The sequence below is a fragment of the Burkholderia lata genome, assembly GCF_902499335.1.
GTDB classification, from domain to species: domain Bacteria; phylum Pseudomonadota; class Gammaproteobacteria; order Burkholderiales; family Burkholderiaceae; genus Burkholderia; species Burkholderia lata_B.
Genome location: NZ_CABVQK010000001.1, coordinates 348,356 through 371,665 on the forward strand (window position 1 = coordinate 348,356; position 23,310 = coordinate 371,665).

25 protein-coding genes are annotated in these 23,310 nt (G+C 66.3%); 6 read left to right on the forward strand and 19 right to left on the reverse strand.

Translation table 11 applies throughout. The features are described from left to right. Window positions 1–6: 6 nt before the first annotated feature. The 6 genes from BCO18175_RS01615 to BCO18175_RS01640 all read right to left on the reverse strand — a co-directional run bounded on the left by BCO18175_RS01615 (window position 7) and on the right by BCO18175_RS01640 (window position 4,471). Window positions 7–771, reverse strand: a complete 765-nt coding sequence (locus BCO18175_RS01615) for a flagellar motor protein (RefSeq protein ID WP_089453483.1) — start codon at window positions 769–771, stop codon at window positions 7–9. Window positions 772–784: 13 nt separating this feature from the next. Next, complete coding sequence (locus BCO18175_RS01620) at window positions 785–2,026, reverse strand: cyclic nucleotide-binding domain-containing protein (protein WP_174979070.1); 1,242 nt, start codon at window positions 2,024–2,026, stop codon at window positions 785–787. Between the two features lie 277 nt (window positions 2,027–2,303). After that, the gene (locus tag BCO18175_RS01625) at window positions 2,304–2,732 is read right to left on the reverse strand and encodes a lytic transglycosylase domain-containing protein (RefSeq protein ID WP_241019612.1); all 429 of its coding nucleotides are present in this window, start codon (window positions 2,730–2,732) and stop codon (window positions 2,304–2,306) included. Window positions 2,733–2,821: 89 nt separating this feature from the next. Then, complete coding sequence (locus tag BCO18175_RS01630; protein ID WP_174979071.1) at window positions 2,822–3,205, reverse strand: hypothetical protein; 384 nt, start codon at window positions 3,203–3,205, stop codon at window positions 2,822–2,824. A 14-nt stretch (window positions 3,206–3,219) separates the two neighbouring features. Further along, complete coding sequence (locus tag BCO18175_RS01635; protein ID WP_254607939.1) at window positions 3,220–3,606, reverse strand: hypothetical protein; 387 nt, start codon at window positions 3,604–3,606, stop codon at window positions 3,220–3,222. Between the two features lie 202 nt (window positions 3,607–3,808). Further along, a complete protein-coding gene (locus BCO18175_RS01640; protein ID WP_174979072.1) occupies window positions 3,809–4,471 on the reverse strand; it encodes a glutathione S-transferase family protein in 663 nt (220 codons plus the stop codon). Between the two features lie 288 nt (window positions 4,472–4,759). Here BCO18175_RS01640 and BCO18175_RS01645 point away from each other — a divergent pair, with 288 nt between their 5' ends. Beyond that, entirely contained in the window at window positions 4,760–6,115 is a 1,356-nt protein-coding gene (locus tag BCO18175_RS01645) for a polyhydroxyalkanoate depolymerase (protein ID WP_174979073.1), read from the forward strand. 106 nt (window positions 6,116–6,221) lie between these two features. Here the strand turns inward: BCO18175_RS01645 and BCO18175_RS01650 are convergent, their stop codons facing one another. From BCO18175_RS01650 to kdpA, 12 genes are all read right to left on the reverse strand, one after another. Continuing rightward, entirely contained in the window at window positions 6,222–6,689 is a 468-nt protein-coding gene (locus BCO18175_RS01650; RefSeq protein ID WP_174979074.1) for a hypothetical protein, read from the reverse strand. A 60-nt stretch (window positions 6,690–6,749) separates the two neighbouring features. Beyond that, window positions 6,750–6,887, reverse strand: coding sequence for an HHHH-motif protein (locus BCO18175_RS01655; protein WP_167347852.1), 138 nt, complete (start codon window positions 6,885–6,887; stop codon window positions 6,750–6,752). A 294-nt stretch (window positions 6,888–7,181) separates the two neighbouring features. Then, window positions 7,182–7,616 (reverse strand): cupin domain-containing protein, encoded by a 435-nt coding sequence (locus BCO18175_RS01660; protein ID WP_174979075.1) that lies wholly within the window; start codon window positions 7,614–7,616, stop codon window positions 7,182–7,184. Window positions 7,617–7,709: 93 nt separating this feature from the next. After that, window positions 7,710–8,477, reverse strand: a complete 768-nt coding sequence (locus tag BCO18175_RS01665; protein WP_174968263.1) for an ABC transporter ATP-binding protein — start codon at window positions 8,475–8,477, stop codon at window positions 7,710–7,712. A gap of 33 nt (window positions 8,478–8,510) precedes the next feature. Further along, window positions 8,511–9,224 carry an ABC transporter permease gene (locus BCO18175_RS01670; protein WP_011355969.1) on the reverse strand — a complete coding sequence of 238 codons (714 nt, stop codon included), beginning with the start codon at window positions 9,222–9,224 and terminating at the stop codon, window positions 8,511–8,513. Then, on the reverse strand, window positions 9,221–9,910 hold the full coding sequence (locus tag BCO18175_RS01675; protein WP_174968262.1) for an ABC transporter permease: 690 nt from the start codon (window positions 9,908–9,910) through the stop codon (window positions 9,221–9,223). Before BCO18175_RS01675 ends, BCO18175_RS01670 begins: the two co-directional genes overlap by 4 nt. 174 nt (window positions 9,911–10,084) lie before the next feature. Beyond that, window positions 10,085–10,858, reverse strand: a complete 774-nt coding sequence (locus BCO18175_RS01680; protein WP_174916043.1) for an ABC transporter substrate-binding protein — start codon at window positions 10,856–10,858, stop codon at window positions 10,085–10,087. A 290-nt stretch (window positions 10,859–11,148) separates the two neighbouring features. Then, window positions 11,149–11,883 (reverse strand): response regulator, encoded by a 735-nt coding sequence (locus tag BCO18175_RS01685; protein WP_174916044.1) that lies wholly within the window; start codon window positions 11,881–11,883, stop codon window positions 11,149–11,151. Further along, on the reverse strand, window positions 11,880–13,586 hold the full coding sequence (locus tag BCO18175_RS01690) for a DUF4118 domain-containing protein (RefSeq protein ID WP_174979076.1): 1,707 nt from the start codon (window positions 13,584–13,586) through the stop codon (window positions 11,880–11,882). The genes BCO18175_RS01685 and BCO18175_RS01690 overlap by 4 nt, the downstream gene beginning before the upstream one ends. Window positions 13,587–13,666: 80 nt before the next feature. Beyond that, window positions 13,667–15,715, reverse strand: coding sequence for a potassium-transporting ATPase subunit KdpB (gene kdpB, locus BCO18175_RS01695; protein WP_241019610.1), 2,049 nt, complete (start codon window positions 15,713–15,715; stop codon window positions 13,667–13,669). Window positions 15,716–15,771: 56 nt separating this feature from the next. After that, entirely contained in the window at window positions 15,772–16,473 is a 702-nt protein-coding gene (gene kdpC, locus BCO18175_RS01700; RefSeq protein ID WP_174979077.1) for a potassium-transporting ATPase subunit KdpC, read from the reverse strand. A 10-nt stretch (window positions 16,474–16,483) separates the two neighbouring features. Next, window positions 16,484–18,187: a potassium-transporting ATPase subunit KdpA gene (kdpA, locus tag BCO18175_RS01705; protein WP_174979078.1), complete on the reverse strand. Its 1,704-nt coding sequence runs from the start codon at window positions 18,185–18,187 to the stop codon at window positions 16,484–16,486. Here kdpA and BCO18175_RS41090 point away from each other — a divergent pair. The 4 genes from BCO18175_RS41090 to hutC all read left to right on the forward strand — a co-directional run bounded on the left by BCO18175_RS41090 (window position 18,167) and on the right by hutC (window position 21,239). Beyond that, complete coding sequence (locus BCO18175_RS41090) at window positions 18,167–18,532, forward strand: hypothetical protein (protein WP_254607940.1); 366 nt, start codon at window positions 18,167–18,169, stop codon at window positions 18,530–18,532. The genes kdpA and BCO18175_RS41090 overlap by 21 nt on opposite strands. Before the next feature lie 209 nt (window positions 18,533–18,741). Next, window positions 18,742–19,056: a hypothetical protein gene (locus tag BCO18175_RS01715; RefSeq protein WP_254603556.1), complete on the forward strand. Its 315-nt coding sequence runs from the start codon at window positions 18,742–18,744 to the stop codon at window positions 19,054–19,056. Between the two features lie 177 nt (window positions 19,057–19,233). After that, window positions 19,234–20,361, forward strand: coding sequence for a porin (locus tag BCO18175_RS01720; RefSeq protein ID WP_174916048.1), 1,128 nt, complete (start codon window positions 19,234–19,236; stop codon window positions 20,359–20,361). 182 nt (window positions 20,362–20,543) lie between these two features. Then, window positions 20,544–21,239, forward strand: a complete 696-nt coding sequence (hutC, locus tag BCO18175_RS01725) for a histidine utilization repressor (RefSeq protein WP_174916049.1) — start codon at window positions 20,544–20,546, stop codon at window positions 21,237–21,239. Window positions 21,240–21,254: 15 nt separating this feature from the next. Here the strand turns inward: hutC and BCO18175_RS01730 are convergent, their stop codons facing one another. Then, a complete protein-coding gene (locus BCO18175_RS01730; protein ID WP_174979079.1) occupies window positions 21,255–22,496 on the reverse strand; it encodes a glycosyltransferase in 1,242 nt (413 codons plus the stop codon). Window positions 22,497–22,590: 94 nt separating this feature from the next. Between BCO18175_RS01730 and BCO18175_RS01735 the strand changes: the two genes are divergently transcribed. Continuing rightward, entirely contained in the window at window positions 22,591–23,211 is a 621-nt protein-coding gene (locus BCO18175_RS01735; protein WP_174979080.1) for a TetR/AcrR family transcriptional regulator, read from the forward strand. The last annotated feature ends 99 nt before the right edge of the window (window positions 23,212–23,310 follow it).

Below are 23,310 nucleotides of genomic sequence, written 5' to 3' on the forward strand. Positions count from 1 at the left end.
CGCGCATCACGCGAGCGATTCGGCAGCGCGCCCGCGCACGTCGCCGGTCAGGCGCGTCTCGATCGTATGCGGCGATTCCTTGCGCGATATCGCCAGCAAGCCGTCGAGATACAGCTTGCGAAACCGCAGCTCGCTGTCGATCTGCGCGCGCAGCTTGCCGTAAAGCGGCAGGAACACGAGGTTAGCGAACGCCAACCCGTACAGCGTCGCGATGAACGCAACCGCGATGCCCGGCCCGAGCTGCGCCGGTTCGAGAATATGGCTCGTCACCTGCACGAGGCCGAGCACCGACCCGAGAATGCCGAACGTCGGCGCGTACCCGCCGGCCTGCTGCCACACGCGCGCGGCGGCGAGGCGGCTGCGTTCGTAGGCATCGAGTTCGCGCTGCAAGGCGTCCTCCAGCACGGCAGTCGACACGCCGTTCGCCAGCAATTCGAGCCCGCGGCGCGCGAACGGATGGATGCCGCTCACGTCCATCGATTCGAACGCGAGCAGCCCGTCGAGCTTCGCGCGGTCGCCCCATTCGAGCAGGTCGGACAGGTTCTTGCGATCGACTTCGCGCGCCCGCACGAACGCGAGCCGCAGCTGTTTCACCGCGTCGAAGAAGCGCGCCCAGGTGTTCTGGATCATCACCGCGCCGAGCGTGCCGCCGAGCACGATCACGAGCGCCTCGAACTGGAACAGCATCGAGAAATGCCCGCCTTCCAGCGCAAAACCGAACACGATCGCCGCACCACCAAGCACCACACCGGCCAGGGTCAACAGGTCCATGTGCGCCCCCTTGTCATGCATCCGATGCCGATGCGACAGGCGCTGTGCCCGCCGCCGGCGCCTTCGCCGCGCGAACGGCATCCAGCACGCGTTGCTCGATATCCTCGATTTCGACCGGATCGAGCTTGAGCTCGCGGCGCATCACCCACGACACCTCGTTGCGCCGCGCCTCGGTCATCACGGAAAACAGCTTGTCGGCCACCGCGCGATCGTCGAGATTCGCGATCAGCTTCGCGAGATCGTAGGTATCGAACGCGCTGATGACTTCAAACAGCGTGCGCTGGTCGATCGACACGAGATCCTCCAGCGAGCGCACCTCTCCACGACGCGCATTGCGTCGCGAGAAGTACGTGACACCCTTCTGCTCGACGTAACTGAGCACCTTCGATTTGCGGAACGCGAACACTTCGTCGGCAATCTCGCCATTCGACAGCTTGTTGAGCAGCATCGTCTTCTCGACACCGATCAGCGCTTCGAGATCGGCCAGCTCGATGAGCTCGAGTTCGCTGTTGATCGACAGGTCGAGATCGTGATCGGCCACCTGCTGCGCGCGATCGATCACGCGCGCGGCGTCGAACGTGACGACCTGGCGTGCGTCGGACGACGACGCATAGTCGACTGCCCCGCCCGCATGGTCCGCCTGCGCCGCTTCGATCGTGACGAGATTGAGCTTCTCCATGCGTCGCAGCATCGCAAGCACGTGCGGCCGCGAGTGGCCGGCAATCGCGCGGCATTTGCGGATCACTTCGGCGAGCGGCACCGAGGTTTCGGCCGCATGGGCCTGCATCGGCCGGCGCGTCCACGCGTCGCCGCCATCGCGCGCATCGCCGCCCGCCATCAGCGCCAGCACATGCGCATACGACAGCACGCCCGGCATGAAGTCGGCATGCGTGTAGGTGGCGAGCTGGTCGTCCTTGCGCTTCACGCGGCGGATCATCGTCCGCACGATGTGACGCAGCAGCGCCGACACGCGCTCGATTTCCTCATCGAGCATGCCGGCCGGCACGACCGTGAGCTGACAGAATGAAAGCGCCTTCGCGGTATGAGCACGGGGCTCGGCCGCGAGCAACGCCGATTCACCGAAGAACTCGCCTCGGCCGAGTGTCGCGACGACGACGCGCTTGTCGTCGCATCGCGTGGACAGCTCGACCTTGCCGTCGGTGATCAAGAAGATGACGGGCTCACCCGCAAAGCCCTCGGAGTAAATGATTTCCCCGGGCGCCGCTGTACGCGTCCACGATTGCTGACGATTCACGTCGATTCCCCTGCTGCGCTTGCTTTCTTGTACGGCCGCGCGTCGCGCTTCATGCGCGATCATCGCCGCCGTTCCCCGTGTTCCCGTTTACGACACGAGCGGTGGGGTTCTTTAACCTCGTCGCAGGGGTTCCGTGAGCAGAATTTGATGTAAATCGTTTGCGCTGCGGATAAGGCGCGATGCATCAGGGAAAACGACAGGTCGAAACACGTTCCTTGGATCGGCCCGGCCCGCCGCGCTCCTTACTTCCGGCCTTCAACGCTCACAAAAAAGCGGCTCACTCGTGCACGCCCCACGACACGAGCACCGCGTGGATGTTTCGCGCGTATTCGTCCCGGAAGCGCGGCGTTTCCGAGTGATAGGCGCCGATCGCCTGCCAGGTATTCCCGTAGCGGACCATCTTGCGTTTCAGCATCCACGCCGCGACGTAGATGTTCACGCAGGCGTCCTTCAGCGCGCCCGGCGGCACGCCATAGCGACGCAGCTCGCCGAAGTGCACCGAGTTGATCTGGGTCTGGCCGACGTCGATGCTGCCGTCCGCGTTGCGATGCACGGCAGCCGGATTGCCCTTCGACTCGTACCAGGCGATCGCACGCAGGATCTGCGGGTTGACGCCCTGATAGCCGGCTGCGCGCTCGAAGCATTCGCTGCCGGGCACGGCGTCGTCCGCACGCACCGGCGTGACGAAGAGCGCAGTCAGCAACATCGCGAGCCATAGCCACGGCATCCAGCCCGGCCGCATCGAGACATTGCGGGCCCGAGCCGTCACGTATCCACCGCTTCGATTCCGCGGGTTCATGGCGTCATCGCCAGCGCAGCCGCGCCGGCCCCCGTCGTGCGCCGCTCGTGCGTGCTCTTCGCGAGCGCGTCGTCGAGCTTCTTGTCCTCGGCGGCGAGCGCCGCGCGCGACTCGTCGGTCACGACGAGACGCACCTGAAATTCCGGCGCCTTCTTCACGGACGGTGCGTGGCGCAGCTTCTTCGCATGACGCCCGCCCGCCGGCGCGGGTGCCTGCACTTCATCGTCACCGCCCGCCCCCGGCGGCAGCGACGCGAACGGCGGCAGCGGCGGAAACACCTGATTGGATGCGGCAGGGGCAAACGGCGCACCGTCGCCGGGTGGCGCCGCACACGCGGTGCCGCACACGAGCATGGCCGCACAGATCGATAGTCGTAGCATCGCTGGATCTCCTGTTACTGGGTCGGTCCGACCTGGACGCTGTACGGCCGGCAACTGCCGGCCGCGACGTTCTCGACGCGAACCGCCGCGACACGCGGCGTCGCGATGCCGCGCCGGATGGACTGGTTCAGGTAGCCGAAATCCTGCGGCAGCGCGGCCACGCGAATCGTCATCGGTTGCGACTGCTTCGATGCGAGTGCGCCGACTTTCGCCAGCAACGCGGTCAACTGGGGATCGCGTGCGCCAAGCGCATCGGCTGGTATGACGAAATCGACGAGCGACGTCGACGCGGCGGGGGCGTCGTTGTGCGCATTCGCGTCCTGGCGCCCGGATTGAAGTTGGGCGCAGCCGGCTGACATGACGAGCGCAGCGGCAAAGACAAGCATGACGAACGGTTTCACGTGTTTCTCTTGCGGTCACTGGACCTGCGTTATCGGCAGCGCGCCCGCGATGTTTACCCCGATAGCGCGCGAGGCCCGCCGCACGGGGCTTCAAGCCGCGCAACGATTCGTCCGATTTAAGCGCGCTTTGGCCAGACGCCATTCATCCGACATTTGAATGCGTCGTGCGTGACAGCGCGTGCGCCGCACGTGATCCGGCGCGTCAGAATTCCATGTCGAGTTCGTCGATGTCTTCGTGCTCAGCCTTCGCCGCATCGATCCACTCCGTCACGAACGGATGCGCGAGCACCTGCATGCAGTACTCGGCGATATCGGGTTCCAGTTTCACGTCGTAGGTCAGGAAGCGCGTGACGACCGGCGCATACATCGCGTCGGCGATGCCGATCTCCGCGCCGAACAGCCAGGGGCCGCCGTACGCGGCCAGGCAATCGCGCCAGATCGTCACGATCCGCTGGATGTCGTGCTGTGCGCGCGACCAGATCCGGAAGCCGGGGAAATGCGCGCGCAGGTTCATCGGCAATGCGGATCGCAACGCGCTGAAACCGGAATGCATCTCGCCGCAGATCGAGCGGCAATGCGCGCGTGCTTTCCGGTCTTCAGGCAGCAGCCGCGCCTGCGGCCGGATTTCGTTCAGGTATTCGGCGATCGCGAGCGTGTCCCACACCGTATTGCCGTCGTGTGTCAGGCACGGCACGAGAATCGATGGCGACAGCAGCAGCAACTCCGCACGCGACGCGGCATCGATCGGCACGCTGACCGTCTCGAACACGAGCCCGCTCAGCTTCGCGAGCAGCCAGCCGCGCATCGACCACGACGAGTAATTGCGGCTGCTGATGGTCAGCGTCGTCTGTCCGGTGACTTCCATGTCGCTCCCCTGTCCAAAGCCGTTCGTGCCCCTGCACCGAAACGGACGCCACGCGGCATCACCCGCACCATGCCTGTGCGGCGCATTCGCCGAACTGGCGCAGCACCGCACGCTGTCGCGGCACGTGCCGCACGCCAGGCCGGCCGGGCAACGCATCGCGCGCGGCTGCCGTGTGTCGCGTGCCGCCTGCGTTGCCGCGTTCCCGAACCGCGTGCAACGCGCGTGCCAGCCGCAGGCTGGCACATCGCTTGCCTCGTTCAAGGCAACGCGGCACAACGAGCGAAGGTCATGAATCTGCTTGCCTATCCGTTCTATCAATGGTCTGCCGAATGCACGCGCCCGGCGCGCGCATGGGCCGCTGCCGCCCGTGCGACGATGTCGCTGTGGCCGCCCGCTACTTCGACGCCGACCGGCCGCATGCTCGACGCACTGTGCGAACTGCTCGAATGCTGCGCGTTCTCGCATCGGCGTCCGCCGTTCGACATCGCGTCGATCGTCGTCGACGGGGAAACGGTGCCGATCGTCGAGGAAGCCGCCGCGGCCACACCGTTCGGCACGCTGCTGCATTTCCGCAAGGCGTTGCCGGTAGCACGCCAGCCGCGCGTGTTGATCGTCGCGCCGATGTCCGGGCATTTCGCGACGCTGTTGCGCGGCACCGTGCATACGATGCTGGCCGACCACGACGTGTACATCACCGACTGGCACAACCCGCGCGACATCCCGCTGTCGGCCGGGCGCTTCGGTTTCGACGAATACGTCGCGCACGTGATCGACTTCATCCATCAGATCGGCCCGGATGCCCACGTGCTCGCGATCTGCCAGCCGACCGTCGCCGCACTCGCGGCGGTCGCGCTGATGGCCGCCGGCGGCGATCCGGCGCAGCCCGCGAGCCTGACGTTGATGGCGGGGCCGATCGATTGTCGCGTGAATCCGACGAAGGTCAACGCGCTCGCAACGAGCCAGCCGATCGAATGGTTCGCGCGCAACCTGATCAGCGTCGTGCCGGCGGGCTTCGTCGGGGCGCAGCGCTGCGTGTATCCGGGTTTCGTGCAGGTCGGTGCGTTCATGTCCATGAATCCCGATCGTCATGCGGCGTCGTTCGCCGACCTTTACTACGAGCGCGCGAAAGGCGATCCGGCAAAGGCCGACACGCTGCGGCACTTCTACGACGAATACTTCGCCACCGCCGATCTCACTGCGGAGTTCTATCTGGAAACGGTCGAGAAGGTGTTCCAGCAATATGCGCTCGCGCGCGGCGAGTTGACGGTCGGGGATCGGCTCGTCGAACCGGCTGCGATTCATCGCACCGCACTGTTGACGATCGAAGGCGAGAAGGACGATATCTGCGCAGTGGGCCAGACGGTGGCCGCGCAGGAACTGTGTTCGGGGTTACCGCCGTATCTGAAGACGCACCACGTGCAGACTGGCGCGGGCCACTACGGTGTGTTCAACGGCAGCCGATGGGAAACGCAGATCTATCCGATCGTACGGGCGACGATCCATGACAACGAGCCGTACGATCGCACCGCGGGTGCGGAAAGCGACGCGAACGGCACGCACTACGTGACGCTGCGCACGCTGCTCGATGCCCGCGCAGCCGCGCACGATGCGGCGACCGACACGCAATCGAATCAGGCCCACTGAAGCCATACGTCGCTGAAAATGAAACGCCCCGCCGGGGATGGCGGGGCGTGAGGTGCTGCAGCGTGCGGACGACGCGCGAGGAAGCGGCCTCGCGCGTCAGCCTGCGTTACGAGCAGGCCTTGCCGTGCGACGCGTGGTAGCCCTTCGCCTTCGCATCCGCTTCCGACATGTAGCTGCCGTGCTTCGTCTTGCCGTAGTACTTGTCGGTCGAGCAGTGATAGACCTTCGTGCTGTCGTTGGCCCATACCTTGCCCGCGCCGCCGCCCGGCGCTGCCGCCGCGGTCGTTGCAGCCGCGCTCTTCGCCGGCGCGGTGCCGGATGCGGGCGCTGCGGAGGCTGCCGTTGCCGGCGCTGCGGCCGGTGCGCTCGCGGCTGCCGCCGACGATGCGCCGTACCAGGTCTTCACACCCTTGTGGCCTGCGCATGCGCCCTTCTTCGACGCGCCCGAGTAGAACGAGCCGTCCTTGCACAGACCGGTCGTGCCGGCCGGCGCGCTGGCCGGAACCTGCGCGAACGCACCGATCGACATACCCATGCCGGCGACCAGCGCGGCGATCAACATCGTCTTTTGCATGATCCTCTCCTGATTTGCCTGAACAACGAATGCGTTCCGGGTATCCCCGGGAAAGTCGCGTTACCGCACCCAGCGGCACACGCGATGGTGGTGGTGATCGAAATGGCACACACGGTGCGAATGCGCTTCGGCCAGTGCCGGAGCAAGAACGGCACATGCCACTGCGGTGGCCGTCAGGATCTTCGCGATGCGCTTCATGAAACTCTCCCGGGTAAATCAACCGGTGATCCGGCTGGTACCTCCTTAACGCCGGTCGTCGACAGGCCGTGCACCGCATCCACCCGCAATTGACGATCTTTGACATCGAAGTGCTGTCAACGCGCTGAATCTGACGAATGTCTTTCTTTTCTTTCCGAATCTTCAGACTCGCAACCTTTAGGATTCGAAAGAATGTAACGAAGCGGAAAGCGGATCGCGGGTGCGCTCGGCGCGCCATAACGAAAAAACCGCCCGAAGGCGGTTTGTCACAAGCGTGCTCATCAAGCGCGGCAGCTACGCCCCCGCCTCTCCCCACGGCGTCGGCGGCGGCACCGCACACGGCCCCTCGACATCGATCGACTTGAAATCGGCGGGCCCGACGATCTCCAGATACTCCATGTCCGGCGAGTAGTCGAACAGGTAATGGACGATTCCCGGCGCCTGATGCACGCAGTCGCCGGCGCTCACCAGCGTCTCGCGTTCGCCGTACATGAAGCGCGCCCAGCCCTTCAGCATGATCACGATATGGAACTCGGCCTCGTGACGGTGCCAGCCGGTGCCCGCCTCCGGTGCATGATTCGCCCGGACGAGTTGCGCGACGACCTTGCCGTTCGTCGCGGCCGCGATACCGAGATCGCGGTACAGGAAGAAGTCGCGCAGGCCTTCGCCGTGATAGGCGGTGTCCTGCGGCTTCACATGGGAAAAGGCGGTGGTGGCCGGTGTGCTCATCGCGGTGCTCCTTCATCGAAAGGATCACGCGTGACAAGCATTTAGCGTTCCAGTGTGCGGCGTCCCGGGCAGTCCGCGACGCCGCCTGCCGGCTTACTTCAACCGCCCCGACAGGAACTGCCCGAGCCGTTCGCTCTTCGGATTCACGAGAATCTCCTGCGGATTCCCTTCCTCCTCGATCTTCCCCTGGTGCAGGAAGATCACGTGATTCGACACGTTGCGTGCGAAGCCCATCTCGTGCGTGACGACGACCATCGTACGCCCTTCCTCGGCGAGCTTCTGCATCACCTTCAGCACTTCGCCCACCAGTTCCGGATCGAGCGCCGACGTCGGCTCGTCGAACAGCATCACTTCCGGCTCCATCGCGAGCGCACGTGCAATCGCCACGCGCTGCTGCTGGCCGCCCGACAGGTGCGCCGGATACATGCCCTCGACGCGCGGCGCGAGGCCGACCTTCTCCAGGTACTTGCGCGCCCGCGCGATCGCTTCGTCCTTGCTGACGCCGAGCACGGCCATCGGCGCTTCGATCACGTTCTCGAGCACCGTCATGTGTGCCCACAGGTTGAAGTGCTGGAACACCATCGACAGCTTGGTGCGCATCCGCTGCAGCTGCTTCTGGTCGGCCACGCGCAGCGAGCCGTTGCGGTCGCGGGTGGTCTGGATCGGCTCGCTGCCGATCGTGATCTGCCCCGAGCACGGCTGCTCGAGGAAGTTGATGCAGCGCAGGAACGTGCTCTTTCCCGAGCCGCTCGAGCCGATGATGCTGATCACGTCGCCGGCCTTCGCCTTCATCGACACGCCCTTCAACACCTCGTTGTCGCCGAACTTCTTGTGCAGGTTGTCAACGGTAAGCTTGTACATGCTGGGTCCTTCCTTGCGAATCTTGCGAATGCGTTAATGGCCGCGCGGCGAGAGGTACGCGAGCCAGCGCGTCTCGAGCTTGCGGAACGCCCAGATGAGCGTGAACACGACGACGGCGTACAGCACGGCCGCGATGCCGTAGGCCTGGAACGACATGTACGTCGCCGAATTGACGTCGCGCGTGACCTTCAGGATGTCGGGCACGGTTGCCGTGAACGCGAGCGTCGTCGCGTGCAGCATCAGGATCACCTCGTTGCTGTAGCTCGGCAGCGAGCGGCGCAGCGCGGAAGGCAGGATGATCCGCGTATAGAGCTTGAAGCGCGACATCCCGTAAGCCATGCCGGCCTCGATCTCGCCGGCCGACGTCGCCTTGATCGCGCCCGCGAAGATCTCCGTGGCATACGCGCATTCGTTCAGCACGAACGCGAGCAGCGTGCAGTTCATCGCGTTGCGGAAGAACGTGTCGAGCAGCACGTGGTTGTGCACGACCTGCAGGCTGTAGATGCCCGTGTAGCACATCAGCAGCTGCACGTAGAGCGGCGTGCCGCGGAACACGTACGTATAGAGCCACACCGGGCCGGAGATCCAGCGGTTCGACGATGCGCGCGCGATCGCGAGCGGCACGGCGAGCGCGAAGCCCAGCGCGATCGACACGACCAGCAGCCACAGCGTGATCGCAAGGCCGCTGAAGCGGTAGCCGTCGGTGTAGAGATAGCTTTGCCAGTACTGGCTGACGAGTTCGATCACAGTGCGAGCCTCCGGACGCCCACGGAATAACGCTTCTCGAGGTGATGCAGCACGACGTTGGACACCGTCGTGATCGCGAGGTAGATCGCGCCTGCAGCCAGCGTGAAGAAGAAGAAATCGAGCGTGCTCTTGCCCGCGTCCTGCGACGCTTTCACGACATCGGCAAGGCCGATGATCGACACGAGCGCGGTGGCCTTCACGAGCACCTGCCAGTTGTTGCCGATGCCGGGCAGCGCGAAGCGCATCATCTGCGGGAACAGGATGCGGCGGAACACGCGCCAGCCGCTCATCCCGTACGCGAAGCCGGCTTCGAGCTGGCCGCGCGGCACCGCGAGGAACGCGCCGCGGAACGTCTCGGTGAAATACGCGCCGTAGATGAAGCCGAGCGTGATGACGCCCGCCACGAACGGATCGATGTCGATCTGGTCCCAGCCGAGCATGTCGGTGAAGTTGTTCAGCAGGATCTGGATCCCGTAGAACAGCAGCAGCATCAGCACGAGGTCCGGCACCGCGCGGATCAGCGTCGTGTAGAAGGTGCCGACCGACTTGAGCATGCGGTTCGTCGACAGTTTCGCGCTCGCGCCGATGAGGCCCAGCACGAGCGACGCGGCGAGCGACAGCACCGCGAGCTTCACGGTCTCGACCGTGCCGGCCCACAGCAGCGGGCCAAATCCTTGGAAGATCATATGAGGGATCCAGAACGAGGTGGCTGGATTGTCAATAGCCATTAGCCGCGCATCAAACGATATCTGCGCACTACCTGATGCAACCTGCTCATCAAGTCGGACGCATCACGCGAAGCGGGTTGCACCCATAACGAACGCGGCGCGCGCCACAGCCGATGCGCGCCGCATGCAGGGTCAGCCGCCGTAGACGTCGAACGCGAAGTACTTCTTCTCGATCTTCTTGTACGTGCCGTCCTTGATGATGTCGGCGATCGCGTGGTCGATCTTCGCCTTCAGGTCGGCGTCGTCCTTGCGCAGCCCGATGCCGGCGCCGTTGCCGAGCGTCTTCGGATCGTCGATGTCCTTGCCGGCGAATTCGAAATTCGCACCGCGCGGCGTCTTCATGAAGCCGATGTCGGCCTGCACCGCGTCCTGCAGCGCCGCATCGAGGCGGCCCGACATCAGGTCCTGGTACACGCCGTCCTGGTTCTGGTAAGGCACGACCTGCACGCCCTTCGGCGCCCAGTACGCCTTCGCGTAGGTTTCCTGGATGGTGCCCTGCTCGACGCCGACCGACTTGCCCTTCAGCGATTCAGCCGTCGGCTGCAGGTTCGCGCCCTTCTTCGCGACGAGGCGGGTCGGCGTGTTGAACAGCTTGTCGGAGAACGCGATCTGCTCGGCACGCGCCGGCGTCATCGACATCGACGACAGCACGCCGTCGAACTTCTTCGCCTTCAGCGCGGGAATCATCCCGTCGAAGTCGTTCTCGATCCACACGCATTTCGCCTTCAGGCGGGCGCAGATCTCGTTGCCGAGATCGACGTCGAAGCCGACGACCTTGCCGCTTGCGTCCTTCGATTCGAACGGCGGATAGCTGGCGTCGACGCCGAACCGGATCGTCGACCAATCCTTGGCGTGGGCACCGACCGCGATGCAGGCAAGGGCAATACTGAGCGCGAGTTTCTTCATGGCGTTCCTGTCAGAGGCGAACTGGGCAGGGGTCCCGTCGGGCGACGCCGCCGTGAACCCTTCCAACCCGGGGATCGCCCCTCCGGCGACACCCCAAGTTGTACATACAACTTTGCCTTTTCAGAAGGTGTGCCAGCAATCCGTGTTTATCACTAGTTGTCGGCGGATTGTTTCGACAATGGCATTTTTCCTTTAATTTCAATTAATTATGAATTACGAAAAGCTAAACAACAGCTTTCTCCAGACGTACGCGCGCCGCCGTGAGCCGGCTTTCACTTGTCTAGACCTGACTACACCGCACCGCGCGGCCCGTCCGCCATCCCGACCGTTTCCAGACCGACCAGCCGGTAGCCGAACTGCAGCTCCGTCAGCAAGTGCCGCGGGCGCGCCGGCACCGGTTCGAGCTTCTGCCGCAGGTTCGTCATGTACACGCGCACGTAGTGCGCGCGATCCGCGTCGTGGATGCCCCAGACCTCCGCCAGCAATTGCCGCGCGGCAATCACGCCGCCGCGCGCGCGAATCAGCGCGGCGAGCAGCCGGAACTCGAGGCGCGTCAGGTGGACGGGCTCACCGCCACGCGCGACTTCGTGCTTGCCGAGATCGACCGTCACGTCGCCGAACCGCACGATCGACGACGATTGCCCGTCGGCCGACACGAATGCCGCGCGCCGCAACTGTGCGCGTGCCCGCGCCAGCAGTTCGGGCACGCCGAACGGCTTCGGCAGGTAATCGTCCGCGCCCGCATCGAGCGCCGCGACCTTCTCCACCTCCTGCTGCCGCGCCGACAGCACGATCACCGGCACCGTCGACCACTCGCGCAGCTCGCGGATGAAGGTCTTGCCGTCGTCGTCCGGCAGCCCGAGATCGACGATCACGAGATCGGGCTTGCTGCTCGACGCATACATCCGGGCCTCGCGGGCCGTCGACGCCTCGCAGGTGTCGAGCCCCTCCTGTTCCAGCGCCATCCGCACGAAACGGCGGATGTCCGCTTCGTCCTCGACGATAAGTACGCGCGATCTGATCATGTCCGGCTCTCGTGTTCGATATCGGGCGGCGCGCCCAGTGGCAGGCGAATCTCGAACCGCGCGCCGTGCGGATCGAGCGGCACCGCGCGGATCGAGCCGCCGTGCGCGTTGACGATGCTGCGGCACAGCGCGAGCCCGAGCCCCACGCCGCTGATCGACGATTCCTTGCGTTCGCGCTCGAACGGCTCGAACAGCGGCTCGGTGTTGCGCGCGACGAAGCCAGGCCCGTCGTCCTCGACGAACACGTACAGCGTTTCGCCGAACACCCGTGCACGCACCGCCACGGCCGCGTCCGCGCCCGCGTATTTCGACGCGTTGTCAAGCAGGTTCATCAGCACGCGCTCGATCAGCAGCGCGTCGACGTCGATCAGCGGCAGGTCGGCCGGCAGGTCGGCGCTCACGTCGCGGCCGGCCAGCACGCCCGCCGAATGCGCGAGCGCGCTGCCGACGATCTCGTCGAGCATGTGCCACTCGCGATTCAGTCGAACGCCCTCGCTCTGCATGCGCGCGAGATCGAGCAGGTTCACGACGAGCCCGTGCAGCGCCTCGGCCTGGTTGCGGATGCCGTGTGCGAGCGCGGCCGGCTGCCCGTCGGCCAGCCGCTCGGGCCGCTCCAGCGTCTCGGCGAGCCCGCGGATCGCGGTCAGCGGCGTCTTCAGGTCGTGCGACACCGCGGCGAGCAGCGCATTGCGCAGCCGCTCGCCTTCGATGCGGACGAGCGTGTGCTGCGCGACCCCGACGTAGTGCACGCGTTCGAGCGCCATCGCGATCGACGAGCACAGCGCATCGATCAGGCGGCGATCGTCGGGGTCTGTCGGTACGGGCTGCGCGTCGCCGAACAGCACGAGCACGCCGCGCACGCGCATCGGCGCCTTCAGCGGCAGGTACTGCGCGGCCGCGCGCTCGAACGGCGGCAGCCCGCACCCGGCGCCGCGCGCATTCTCGTAGACCCAGCGGGCGATCGGTGCTTCGACGAACCGGGCGTGCTGCGCCGGCATCAGATGGTCATCCGCATCCGGCAGCACGAGTGCGACGCGCACACCGAGCAGCGGCGCGATCGTGCCGGTGCAGATCGACGCGATCTGCTCGGTCTCGATCGCGGCAGACAAGTCATGCGCGACCCGTGCAAGCGCGGCCGAGCGTTTCTCGTTCGCGCGCGCGGCGCGCGCCTCCGCGCGCAAGCGCGCCGCGAGCTGGCCGATCGCGAGCGCGACGGCCAGCATCAGCGCGAACGTGAACACGTACTGCGTATCGGACACCGCGAACGACAACCTCGGCTCGACGAAGAAGAAGTCGAAGCAGCCGACGCACACGAACGCCGCCCACGCGCCGGCCAGCCGGCCGAGCCGCAGCGCGATCAGCACGACGGTCATCAGGAACAGCATCACGACGTTCGACAGGTCGAACACGCGCAGCAGCGCGCTCGCCGCGAGCGTCGCCAGCGCACACACGAGCGTGGCGAGCAGCAGCGGCACCGCGTACTGCGACACCCACACGTGCGTGCGCGGGCGCGCTTCACGCACGGCCAGCGTCGGCCGCGTGTCGGGCCCCGCGCCCGCGATGCGGTCGGCCAGCGCCGCGCACACGCGCAGCACGGTTCGCCAGCGGTCGCGGCGCACGCCGGCCTCGCTACGGCGGGCGGCGGTGTCCCGCTGCCCCGTTGTCCGTCGATTCGCTTCGCTCACGTTCACATTCACATCCATGATCGCTTCCGGCAATTGAAACGCCGAACGGCCCCGCGCACGCCGCGAAGGCGTGAGCGGGGCCGCGACGGCGCGTTCGGTCAGATAAACGGCGTCAACAACATGTCGATCAGCTTGATGCCGATGAATGGCGCGATGATCCCGCCTACACCATAGATCAGCAAGTTGCGCCCCAGCAGCTTCTCGGCCGGCTCCGCGCGATACTTCACGCCCTTCAGCGCGAGCGGGATCAACGCGACGATGATCAGCGCATTGAAGATCACCGCCGACAGGATCGCCGACGTCGGGCTGTGCAGCCCCATCACGTTCAGCGCACCGAGCGCCGGATACGTCGCGACGAACGCGGCCGGGATGATCGCGAAATACTTCGCGAGATCGTTGGCGACGCTGAAGGTGGTCAGCGCGCCGCGCGTCATGATCATCTGCTTGCCGACCTCGACCACCTGCATCAGCTTCGTCGGGTTGCTGTCGAGGTCGACCATGTTGGCCGCCTCCTTCGCCGCCTGCGTGCCGCTGTGCATCGCGACGGCCACGTCGGCCTGCGCGAGCGCGGGCGCGTCGTTGGTGCCGTCGCCCGTCATCGCGACGAGATGGCCCTTCGCCTGGTGCTCGCGGATCAGCCGCAGCTTGTCCTCGGGCGTCGCTTCGGCAAGGTAGTCGTCGACGCCGGCTTCCGCCGCGATGGCTGCCGCGGTGAGCCGGTTGTCGCCGGTGATCATCACGGTCTTCACACCGACCTTGCGCAGTTCGGCAAAGCGCGCGGCGATCCCGTGCTTGACGATGTCCTTCAGTTCGATCGCGCCGAGCACGCGCGAGCCGTCGGCCACGACGAGCGGCGTGCCGCCGCGTCGCGCGATATCGTTGACCGCCGTCTCGACCGCCTGAGGAAACACGCCGCCGAGCGCATCGACGTGTGCGCGGATCGCCGACGCCGCGCCCTTGCGCACCTGGCGTTCACCGATATCGAGGCCGCTCATCCGCGTGCGCGCGCTGAACGGCACGGTGATGCTGCCGGCGGCCGCGGCCACGTTCAGCGAGAAGCGCTGCTTCGCGAGCGCGACGATCGAGCGCCCCTCGGGCGTTTCGTCGGCGAGCGACGACAGTTGAGCGGCCTCGGCCAGCGCGCGCTCGTCCACGCCCGGCGCCGGCCGGAACTGCACGGCCTCGCGGTTGCCGAGCGTGATCGTGCCGGTCTTGTCGAGCAGCAGCACGTCGACGTCGCCGGCCGCCTCGATCGCGCGGCCCGACGTCGCGAGCACGTTCGCGCGCATCATGCGGCTCATCCCCGCGATGCCGATCGCCGACAGCAGCGCACCGATCGTCGTCGGGATCAGGCAGACGAGCAGCGCGATCAGCACGGTCAGGCTCACCGCCGTGCCGGACGCGTTCAGCAGCACGCTGAACTGCGAGAACGGCAGCAGCGTCACGCACACGAGCAGGAAGATGATCGTCAGCGCGACGAGCAGGATCGTCAGCGCGACTTCGTTCGGCGTCTTGCCGCGCTTCGCGCCTTCGACCATCGCGATCATCCGGTCGAGAAATGCCTCGCCCGGTTGCGCGGTGATCTTCACGATGATCCAGTCGGACAGCACGCGCGTGCCGCCCGTCACCGACGAGAAATCGCCGCCCGACTCGCGGATCACCGGCGCGGATTCGCCGGTGATCGCCGATTCGTCGACCGATGCGACGCCGTCGATCACTTCGCCGTCGGCGGGAATCGTGTCGCCGGCCTCGACGAGCACGATGCTGCCGGCAGCGAGCTCGTCGCTCGGCACGCGATGGCTGGTGCTGTCGTATTGCTTCGGCTCGTCGAGCACCTTCGCGTACACGCGCTTGCGCGCCGCGCGCAGCGCATCGGCCTGCGCCTTGCCGCGCCCTTCGGCCAGCGCCTCGGCCGCATTCGCGAACAGCACGGTGAACCACAGCCAGCACGCGACCGCGAAGATGAAGCCGGCCGGTGCGTCGCCGGTGCCGGTCAGCGCCTGCAGCCACAGCACGGTCGTGACGATGCTGCCGAGATACACGACGAACATCACGGGGTTCTTCAACTGCACGCGCGGCGCAAGCTTGCGGAATGCCTCGCGCAGCACGGCCGTCCAGCGCATCGGCGGCACGCCGCCGACCGGCATCACTGCTGGATTGATCGGGGTTTCGATATGGGACATGAGTGACTCCGTGGTTCCTGCTATTGCTTCGCGCCGGCCGCCTGGCCGAATGCGCGGTCCAGCGCGAGGTTCAAGGCGAGCACGCGCACGCGCGGTTCGCCGAGCACACCGAGCTGGCGCGGCGATGCGATGCGGTCGACCAGCGCCGCGACCTGCGCGGCATCGACGCCGCGTGCCTGCGCGACGCGTGCCGCCTGCAGCCGTGCATTCGCGACCGAGATCTCGGGATCGAGCCCCGACGCCGATGCGGTCACCGCATCCGCCGGCACCGGCGTGCCGGCGGCGAGCGCGTTCTCCTGCCGGTACACGCGCACACGCTGCGCGATATCCGCGAGCAGCTTCTTGCTGGTGGCGCCCTGGTTGCTGGCGCCGCTGCCGGCCGCGTTGTACGGCTGGTCGACCGTCTTCGACGGATCGGCCGGATCGGTGCCGACCGTCGCGCTCGGCCGCCCGTGGAAGTAGCCGGCACGCGTGAACTGCTGCCCGATCACCGCCGAGCCGATCGTCGTGCCGTTGCGCTGCACGAGACTGCCGCGCGACTGCGACGGGAACAGCACGTTCGCGACGCCCGTGGTGACCAGCGGATACGCGATCCCCGTGACGAGCATGAACAGGACCGACGAAGCGATCACGGGCCGCACGAGGCCGCGCGTCGCCGCGCCGAACGAAGAACCGGGTGCCGGCGCGGCGGCGGCCGCTGCCTGGCGATTGCCTTGCATCATGGTGTTTTCCTCAGAACAGTTGGCCGCCCGACATCATCAGGTGCTCGACGACCGGGCCGAGCGCGAGCGCGGGCAGGAACGTGAGACCGCCGACGACCAGGATCACGAAGACCAGTAGGCCGGCGAACAGGCCCGTCGACGTCGACAGCGTGCCCGCGCTTTCCGGCACGCTCTTCTTCGCGGCGAGGCTGCCCGCGACCGCGAGCATCGGCAGCAGCGTCAGGTAGCGGCCGATCAACATCGCGAAGCCGATCGTCGTGTTGAAGAACGGCGTGTTCGCGTTCAGGCCCGCGAACGCGGAGCCGTTGTTGGCCGTGCCCGACGTGTACGCGTACAGCACTTCGCTGAAGCCGTGCGGGCCGAGGTTCGCGAGGCTGTCCATCGTCGAGTGCAGCATCGACGCCACGGCGGTGAAGCCGAGGATGCTGAACGGATGCGCGAGCACCGCGAGCATCACGAGCTTCATCTCGCGCGCCTCGATCTTCTTGCCGAGGAATTCCGGCGTGCGCCCGATCATCATCCCGACGAGGAACACCGTGAGGATCGCGAACGTGAACAGGTTGATCAGCCCGACGCCGTCGCCGCCGAACACGTTGTTCAGCATCATCTGCGCGATCGGCACGAGCCCGCCGAGCGGTGTCAGCGAGTCATGCATCGCGTCGACCGACCCGGTGGTCGCGGCCGTCGTGACGGTGGCGAACAGGCTCGTCTGCGCGATGCCGAAGCGCATCTCCTTGCCTTCCATGTTGCCGCCCGGCTGCGTGGCGCTCATCTGCTGGTCGACGCCAAGCCCGGCCACGAGCGGATTGCCGTGCTGCTCGGCCGAATAGATCACGGCCAGGAAGCCGACGAACATCACGACGAACGCACCGAGGATCACCCAGCCCTGGCGGCGTCGGCCGATCATCGTGCCGAGCGCATAAGTCAGCGCGGACGGAATCAGCAGCATCGACAGCATGTGCAGCGTGTTGGTGAGCGGCGTCGGGTTCTCGAACGGATGCGCGGCGTTCATGCTGAAGAAGCCGCCGCCGTTCGTGCCGATATGCTTGATCGATTCGAGGCTGGCAACGGGCCCCATCACGATCTGCTGGCGCGCGCCTTCGAGCGTGGTTGCCCACGCATCGGACGCGAGCGTCTGCGGCATGCCCTGCCACACGTACACGAGCGCCATCACGAAGCTGAGCGGCAGCAGCACGCGATAGGTCACGCGCGTGAAGTCGACCCAGTAGTTGCCGAGGTCCGCCGCGCTCTTGCGGCTCAGCCCGCGGATGAACCCGCCCGCGGCTGCAACACCGGTCGCCGCGCTGACCACCATCAGGAACGTGATGACAGCCATCTGCGAGAAGTTCGACAGGCTGCTCTCGCCCGCATACGCCTGCCAGTTCGTGTTGGTGATGAACGACGCGGCGGTGTTGAACGCGAGGTCCGGGCTTTGCGCGGCGCGCTGGAGCGCATCGAACGGGAGTGCGTCCTGGATGCGCAGCAGCAGGTAACCGACCAGCATCATCCCGGCGTTGCTGAGCAACAGCACCATCCCGTAGCGTTGCCACGACATCGCTTCGTCGGGGTTCACGCCGAGCAGCGCATAGGTGCGGCGTTCGACCCACGCGTGGCGCGGGCTCGTAAAGGCGTGCGCGAGCCATTTCCCGACGACGGGCACCAGCGCCAGCATGATCGCGAGAACGATCGCAAATTGAATAAGATTGTTGAACATGTCGACGCTCGCTCAGATCCGGTCAAGGCCGGTGATGAAACCCGCCGTCAAGGCAAAGAACGCGAGCGTGAACAGAATGAAAAGCAGATCGCTCATGACATCCACCGATATTTTCGAATTCCTGTTGAATCGCGCCGATCAATACCGCTCGGGTTTGATCAAAGCATGAAACAGATAGATAAAGAGCGCGAGCGACAACGCGCCGGTGATCCACAACATGGCTTTCCCCTTTTTTCGTATGCGCGGCAACGCTGCGCGATCGTTGGCGTATCGGGCCTTGCCGTGTCGGCGCAAGCCCCGGTGACGCCCCCATGCTCATCTGGCGAATGGGATGCGACAGTGTAGAAATCCGCGTATCAAAGCGGTGTTCAATTTCTTTACAGGGAATAAAAAAGCTGTAAAGACGAAAGCCGGTGGCGATAGCGTTTTTATACGTTCTTTTCAGGGCCGGTTCGAGTCTATACACCGTATCGTCACGGCGATTCCTAGAATGGGCGGCATGTCCAAGACGAAATCTCCGCGGTGCGGAGCACGATGCGACCCGGGGTGCCAGCATGAAACCGACCAGAACCGAAACCGCCGCTTCACGCGATCTGCCGCCCGTTCGTTCGCGGCGCCGGTGCCCTGCCGACGAGCTCGTGCTGCTGTCGATCCGCGTCGAATCGGACAACCTCGCCGTCGTGCGGCGCCTGCTGCACCAGGCGGTCGGCACCGCGCTCAATTTCTACACGGCCGCGATCGACAACCGCACCGGGCGCGCGTGCATCGAGCTTGAAGTCGCACGATCGCAGGCGTCGCCCGCGATCCTGTCGATCCTCCGCCTGCTGCCGGCCGCCGAGTTCGGCACGATCCGCCTGCTGCAGCACTAGCCGGCGCCCGTTGCGGCCGCGCGTGACACGCGTCACGCGCCCGCTCCCCTTTCATCGATTCGAACGCGCGTCTCCGGTGCGAACGCGCGCGGTTCGTCACGAGCCGCGCCTGTTCGCCGCCGGTGCGCGCAACGGATCGTCGTTCCCGTCGCTACGGGCCTTTCCAGGAAGCAAACAATGAAAAAAGCAGTCGTCGGTACCCTCTCCCTCGCGTTCCTCAGCGCCGCCGCGCATGCGCAAAGCAGCGTCACGCTCTACGGGATGCTGGATGCCGGTATCGCCTATACGAACAACCAGTCGGGTAAGAGCGCGTGGCAGCAAGGCAGCGGCCTGCTGTCGAATACGGTCTTCGGCCTGAGCGGCAACGAGGATCTCGGCGGCGGCCTGCATGCGCTGTTCCGCCTCGAGAACGGCTTCAACCTGAACAACGGCACGCAGTCCTACAAGAACACGATGTTCGGCCGCCGCGCGTACGTCGGCCTGCAGAGCGACCAGTACGGCGCGCTGACGCTCGGCCGGCAGTACGACGCCGTGGTCGACTACCTCGGCCCGCTCGCGATGGCGAACAACGGCGACGGCAACAACCTCGCATCGCACCCGTTCGACAACGACAACATCGACGATTCGTTCTACATCGACAACGCGGTGAAGTACACGAGCCCGACGCTCGCCGGCTGGCAGTTCGGCGGCCTGTACGGGTTCAGCAACGCGGCCGGCGGCTTCGCGAACAACCGCGCGTACAGCGCGGGCGTGTCGTACGCGAACGGGCCGGTCAGCCTCGGCGCCGCGTACCTGCAGCTCAACCGCGGCGGGCTGACGGACGGCGGTGCGCTGTCCACCAACGACGGCCCGAACTTTCCGGCCGTGCGCCAGCGCGTGATGGGCGCGGGCGGCAGCTATGCGTTCGACCGGCTGACGGTCGGCGCGCTGTGGACGCATTCGATGTTCGACGAAACGGCCGCGTCGTCGCTGCCCGGCGCGCTGAACGCGCTGCGCTTCGACAACTTCGAGGTCAACGCGCGCTATGCGCTGACGCCGGCCGTCTCGTTCGCGGGCGCCTATACGTTCACCAACGGCCGCTACGACGACGCAACCGGCAGCCACCGGCCGAAATGGCACCAGGTGACGCTGATGGCCGATTACGCGCTGAGCAAGCGCACCGACGTGTACGCGGAAACCGTCTACCAGCACCAGTTCGGCGTGCCGTCGGGCGCGACGCTCGGCTTCGCGAACGTCACGGGGCTCGCGGCTTCGTCGACCAACACGCAGGTGGTCGCGACGGTCGGCATCCGGCATCGGTTCTGACCGCACGCCGGCTGTCCAGGGCCGGCCGCTCTGTGCAATCCCGCATGGACGCGCGTCGGCCAAAAAGGGATCATTCGGGGAATCCGGGCCTGCGCGTCCGCGAAACCGGTACACTCGGCGCCGGGCGCGCGCCGGATCGGCATTCGGCGGCGGGCCGCTGCCGACTCTCGAATCGTGATCCCATGACCACACCGATCTATCAGGAAATCAAGGACTTCATCCTCGCGCGCATTCATGCCGGCGAATGGGCGGAAGGCGACCAGGTGCCGTCGGAGAACGAGCTCGCGCGCGAATTCAACGTCGCGCGGATGACCGTCAACCGCGCGCTGCGCGAGCTGACCGCCGAGCAGGTGCTCACGCGCACGCGCGGCTCCGGTACGTACGTCGCGTCGCCGAAGTACGAATCGACGCTCGTCGCGATCCGCAGCATCTCGGACGAAGTCGCCGCGCGCGGCCACGGCTATCGCGCGCAGGTGCTGCAGGTGGGTGCGGCCGTCGCCGATGCGAAGCTCGCCGACGAGCTGCAGATCGACACGGGCAGCCCGATCTTCCATTCGCGCGTGCTGCACTTCGAGAACGACACGCCCGTGCAGCTCGAGGAACGCTGGGTCAATCCGGCCTGCGCGCCCGAGTACGCGTTGCAGGATTTCACGACCACGACGCCGAACCAGTACCTGACGCGCGTCGCACCACTGCAGCGCGTCGAATACCGGATCGAGGCCGCGATGCCCGACGCCGAAACGCGCCGCCACCTGACGATGGACGACCGCGAGCCGTGCCTGCTGCTGCATCGGCGCACGTGGTCGCAGGGGTTGGTCGCGTCGGTCGCCAATCTGTGGCACCCGGGCAGCCGCTATCGGTTCACCGGGCATTTCTGAGGTTGCTGCGCGGGCTTACCGCGCGCCCCGCTGCCCCCATCGCTCGATCGCACTGACGGCCCGCTTCAAACCTTCCTCTTGCACAATGCGCGCGCCGAGTTCGAGCGCGCGCGCTTTCGTTTCGTCCCGTTCGGCAAACGCGATGGCCCGCGCAAGCGCAGCGGCGTCAACGCGTCGCCCCGCCACCGGCGCATCCGCCACGCCGAGCCTTTGCAGCCGGTTCGCCCAGAAGAACTGATCGCCCGCGAACGGCACGACGACCGACGGAATGCCGGCCCGTGCAGCCGAATGCGTGGTGCCCGATCCGCCGTGATGGATTGCCATCGATACGCGCGGGAACAGCCAGTCGTGCGGCGTATCGCCGATCACGTGAACGTGCGCCGGCAGCATCGACGCATCGATGCCGCTCCAGCCCGGATAGAACAACGCTCGCCGGCCGGCGAGCGCGTGCACGAGCGCATCGACCATCGCGGCGCGATCGAAGCCGGCCATGCTGCCGAAACCGATGTAGACGGGCGGCTCTCCCGCTTCGAGACAAGCCGAGAGTTCGGGTGGCGGTTCCCATGCCCGCGCATCGATCCGCCACTGGCCGCATGCCTGCACATTCGACGGCCAGTCGCCAGGGCCGGACAGCAGCGCCGGCGACACGCCGTACAGCATCGGATGATCGGTCCACACATGCTTGCGCGGCGGCAACCCGCACACGCTCGCTCGCGCCGCATTCGTCGCCTTCCTGAACGCCTGCCACAACAGCGCGTTCACGAACCGGTGGCTCGCGCGGTTCAGCCAGCGCGGCAGTTTGCCGGGCGGCAGGAACGGCGACGCGAATTCCGTGGTGGGCGTGATCGGGATCATGCCGGTGCCGATCGCCGGCACGCCGCGATACTCGGCGACCGACAAGCCGACGAACGATGCGAGCCCCGACACGAGGATCGCGTCGCAGCCTTCCGATGCATCCGTGATCTCCCGCATCCATGCGGCCGTGTTCGCATTGGCGATCGCCGCGAGCGCCTTCGACGTGTCGTTGAAACCGCCGCGCCCGCGCACCGCATCCGCCAACGCGCCATCCGGCGCAATCGTCCGGCGGATATCACCCGACAACGACGCCGACGGCACGCCGAGCGCCGCGGCCGCGCCGAGCGTCGCCGCATCGGCCAGCAGCCGGACATCGTGACCGGCATCGATCAGCGCACGGCCGAGCGCCGCGAGCGGGCGCGTGTCGCCTTCGGTGCCGTAGGTGGCGATGACGAGCTTCATGCGTGACTCCTCGTGCACGGTGGCAATGGGTGGATTCAAAAAAGTGCACGTCGTATACTAATGCAACTCGTGCACTTTCAGTCAACCTCTCTCCATGCCGACTCCGACCGACGATCCGGGCCGCCGCGCACGCAAGCGCATCCAGATGCTCGCGCATCTCGCCGCCACCGGCGCACGCCTGTTCGACGCGCACGGCTATGAAGCCGTCACGATGGAACAGATCGCCGCGCAGGCCGATGTCGCGAAGCGCACGCTGTACAACCACTTTGCAACGAAGGAAGCCGTGCTCGCGCACTGGCTGGAAGGTGAACTCGCACGCGATCTCGCGCATCTGCAGCGAGACGTCGCGCGACGCAAGACCTTCGCGTCGCGCATCGGCTGCGTGCTCGATGCGTCGGCCGCGTGGTGCGAACAGCATCCCGCCTACCTGCTCGCGTATTTGCGCCATCGCTTCCTGAGCATCGGCACGGTCGAACCGGAAAGCGGTGGAGAGAACGGCAGCGATATCGCGCTCGTGTGGCAGCAACTGATCGCAGCCGGGCAGCAATCCGGCGAACTGAACGAAGCGCTGCGCGCCGACCAGCTCGCGACGTGGTTCCATCACCTGTATCTCGCGGCGATGCTGCGCTGGCTGACCGTGCCGGGGCTGTCGCTGAAACGGGAGTTCCAGGCGGTCGCGAAGCTGTTTGTCGAAGGCGCGGAGGCGAAAAGCTGAGCGGCGCCGGTGAGTGGTGGCCGGTCGCCGGTCAGGCGCTCATTGGATCACAAGCGCCCGAGCACGACCGCGAGCAGCGAGCGCCCGAAGCGGACGACC

What these genes read in the sequence shown, in the direction of transcription:
- BCO18175_RS01720 (WP_174916048.1), top strand. Translation starts at nt 19,234, where the DNA reads ATGAAAAAAGCAGTCGTCGGTACCCTCTCCCTCGCGTTCCTCAGCGCC.
- kdpC (WP_174979077.1), bottom strand. Translation starts at nt 16,473, where the DNA reads ATGATGCAAGGCAATCGCCAGGCAGCGGCCGCCGCCGCGCCGGCACCC.
- BCO18175_RS01675 (WP_174968262.1), bottom strand. Translation starts at nt 9,910, where the DNA reads ATGATCTTCCAAGGATTTGGCCCGCTGCTGTGGGCCGGCACGGTCGAG.
- kdpB (WP_241019610.1), bottom strand. Translation starts at nt 15,715, where the DNA reads ATGCCGGTCGGCGGCGTGCCGCCGATGCGCTGGACGGCCGTGCTGCGC.
- BCO18175_RS01645 (WP_174979073.1), top strand. Translation starts at nt 4,760, where the DNA reads ATGAATCTGCTTGCCTATCCGTTCTATCAATGGTCTGCCGAATGCACG.
- BCO18175_RS01735 (WP_174979080.1), top strand. Translation starts at nt 22,591, where the DNA reads ATGCCGACTCCGACCGACGATCCGGGCCGCCGCGCACGCAAGCGCATC.
- BCO18175_RS01660 (WP_174979075.1), bottom strand. Translation starts at nt 7,616, where the DNA reads ATGAGCACACCGGCCACCACCGCCTTTTCCCATGTGAAGCCGCAGGAC.
- BCO18175_RS01625 (WP_241019612.1), bottom strand. Translation starts at nt 2,732, where the DNA reads ATGTTGCTGACTGCGCTCTTCGTCACGCCGGTGCGTGCGGACGACGCC.
- BCO18175_RS01615 (WP_089453483.1), bottom strand. Translation starts at nt 771, where the DNA reads ATGGACCTGTTGACCCTGGCCGGTGTGGTGCTTGGTGGTGCGGCGATC.
- BCO18175_RS01655 (WP_167347852.1), bottom strand. Translation starts at nt 6,887, where the DNA reads ATGAAGCGCATCGCGAAGATCCTGACGGCCACCGCAGTGGCATGTGCC.
- BCO18175_RS01730 (WP_174979079.1), bottom strand. Translation starts at nt 22,496, where the DNA reads ATGAAGCTCGTCATCGCCACCTACGGCACCGAAGGCGACACGCGCCCG.
- BCO18175_RS01665 (WP_174968263.1), bottom strand. Translation starts at nt 8,477, where the DNA reads ATGTACAAGCTTACCGTTGACAACCTGCACAAGAAGTTCGGCGACAAC.
- BCO18175_RS01690 (WP_174979076.1), bottom strand. Translation starts at nt 13,586, where the DNA reads ATGGATGTGAATGTGAACGTGAGCGAAGCGAATCGACGGACAACGGGG.
- BCO18175_RS01715 (WP_254603556.1), top strand. Translation starts at nt 18,742, where the DNA reads ATGAAACCGACCAGAACCGAAACCGCCGCTTCACGCGATCTGCCGCCC.
- BCO18175_RS01680 (WP_174916043.1), bottom strand. Translation starts at nt 10,858, where the DNA reads ATGAAGAAACTCGCGCTCAGTATTGCCCTTGCCTGCATCGCGGTCGGT.
- BCO18175_RS01640 (WP_174979072.1), bottom strand. Translation starts at nt 4,471, where the DNA reads ATGGAAGTCACCGGACAGACGACGCTGACCATCAGCAGCCGCAATTAC.
- hutC (WP_174916049.1), top strand. Translation starts at nt 20,544, where the DNA reads ATGACCACACCGATCTATCAGGAAATCAAGGACTTCATCCTCGCGCGC.
- kdpA (WP_174979078.1), bottom strand. Translation starts at nt 18,187, where the DNA reads ATGTTCAACAATCTTATTCAATTTGCGATCGTTCTCGCGATCATGCTG.
- BCO18175_RS01630 (WP_174979071.1), bottom strand. Translation starts at nt 3,205, where the DNA reads ATGCTACGACTATCGATCTGTGCGGCCATGCTCGTGTGCGGCACCGCG.
- BCO18175_RS01650 (WP_174979074.1), bottom strand. Translation starts at nt 6,689, where the DNA reads ATGCAAAAGACGATGTTGATCGCCGCGCTGGTCGCCGGCATGGGTATG.
- BCO18175_RS01685 (WP_174916044.1), bottom strand. Translation starts at nt 11,883, where the DNA reads ATGATCAGATCGCGCGTACTTATCGTCGAGGACGAAGCGGACATCCGC.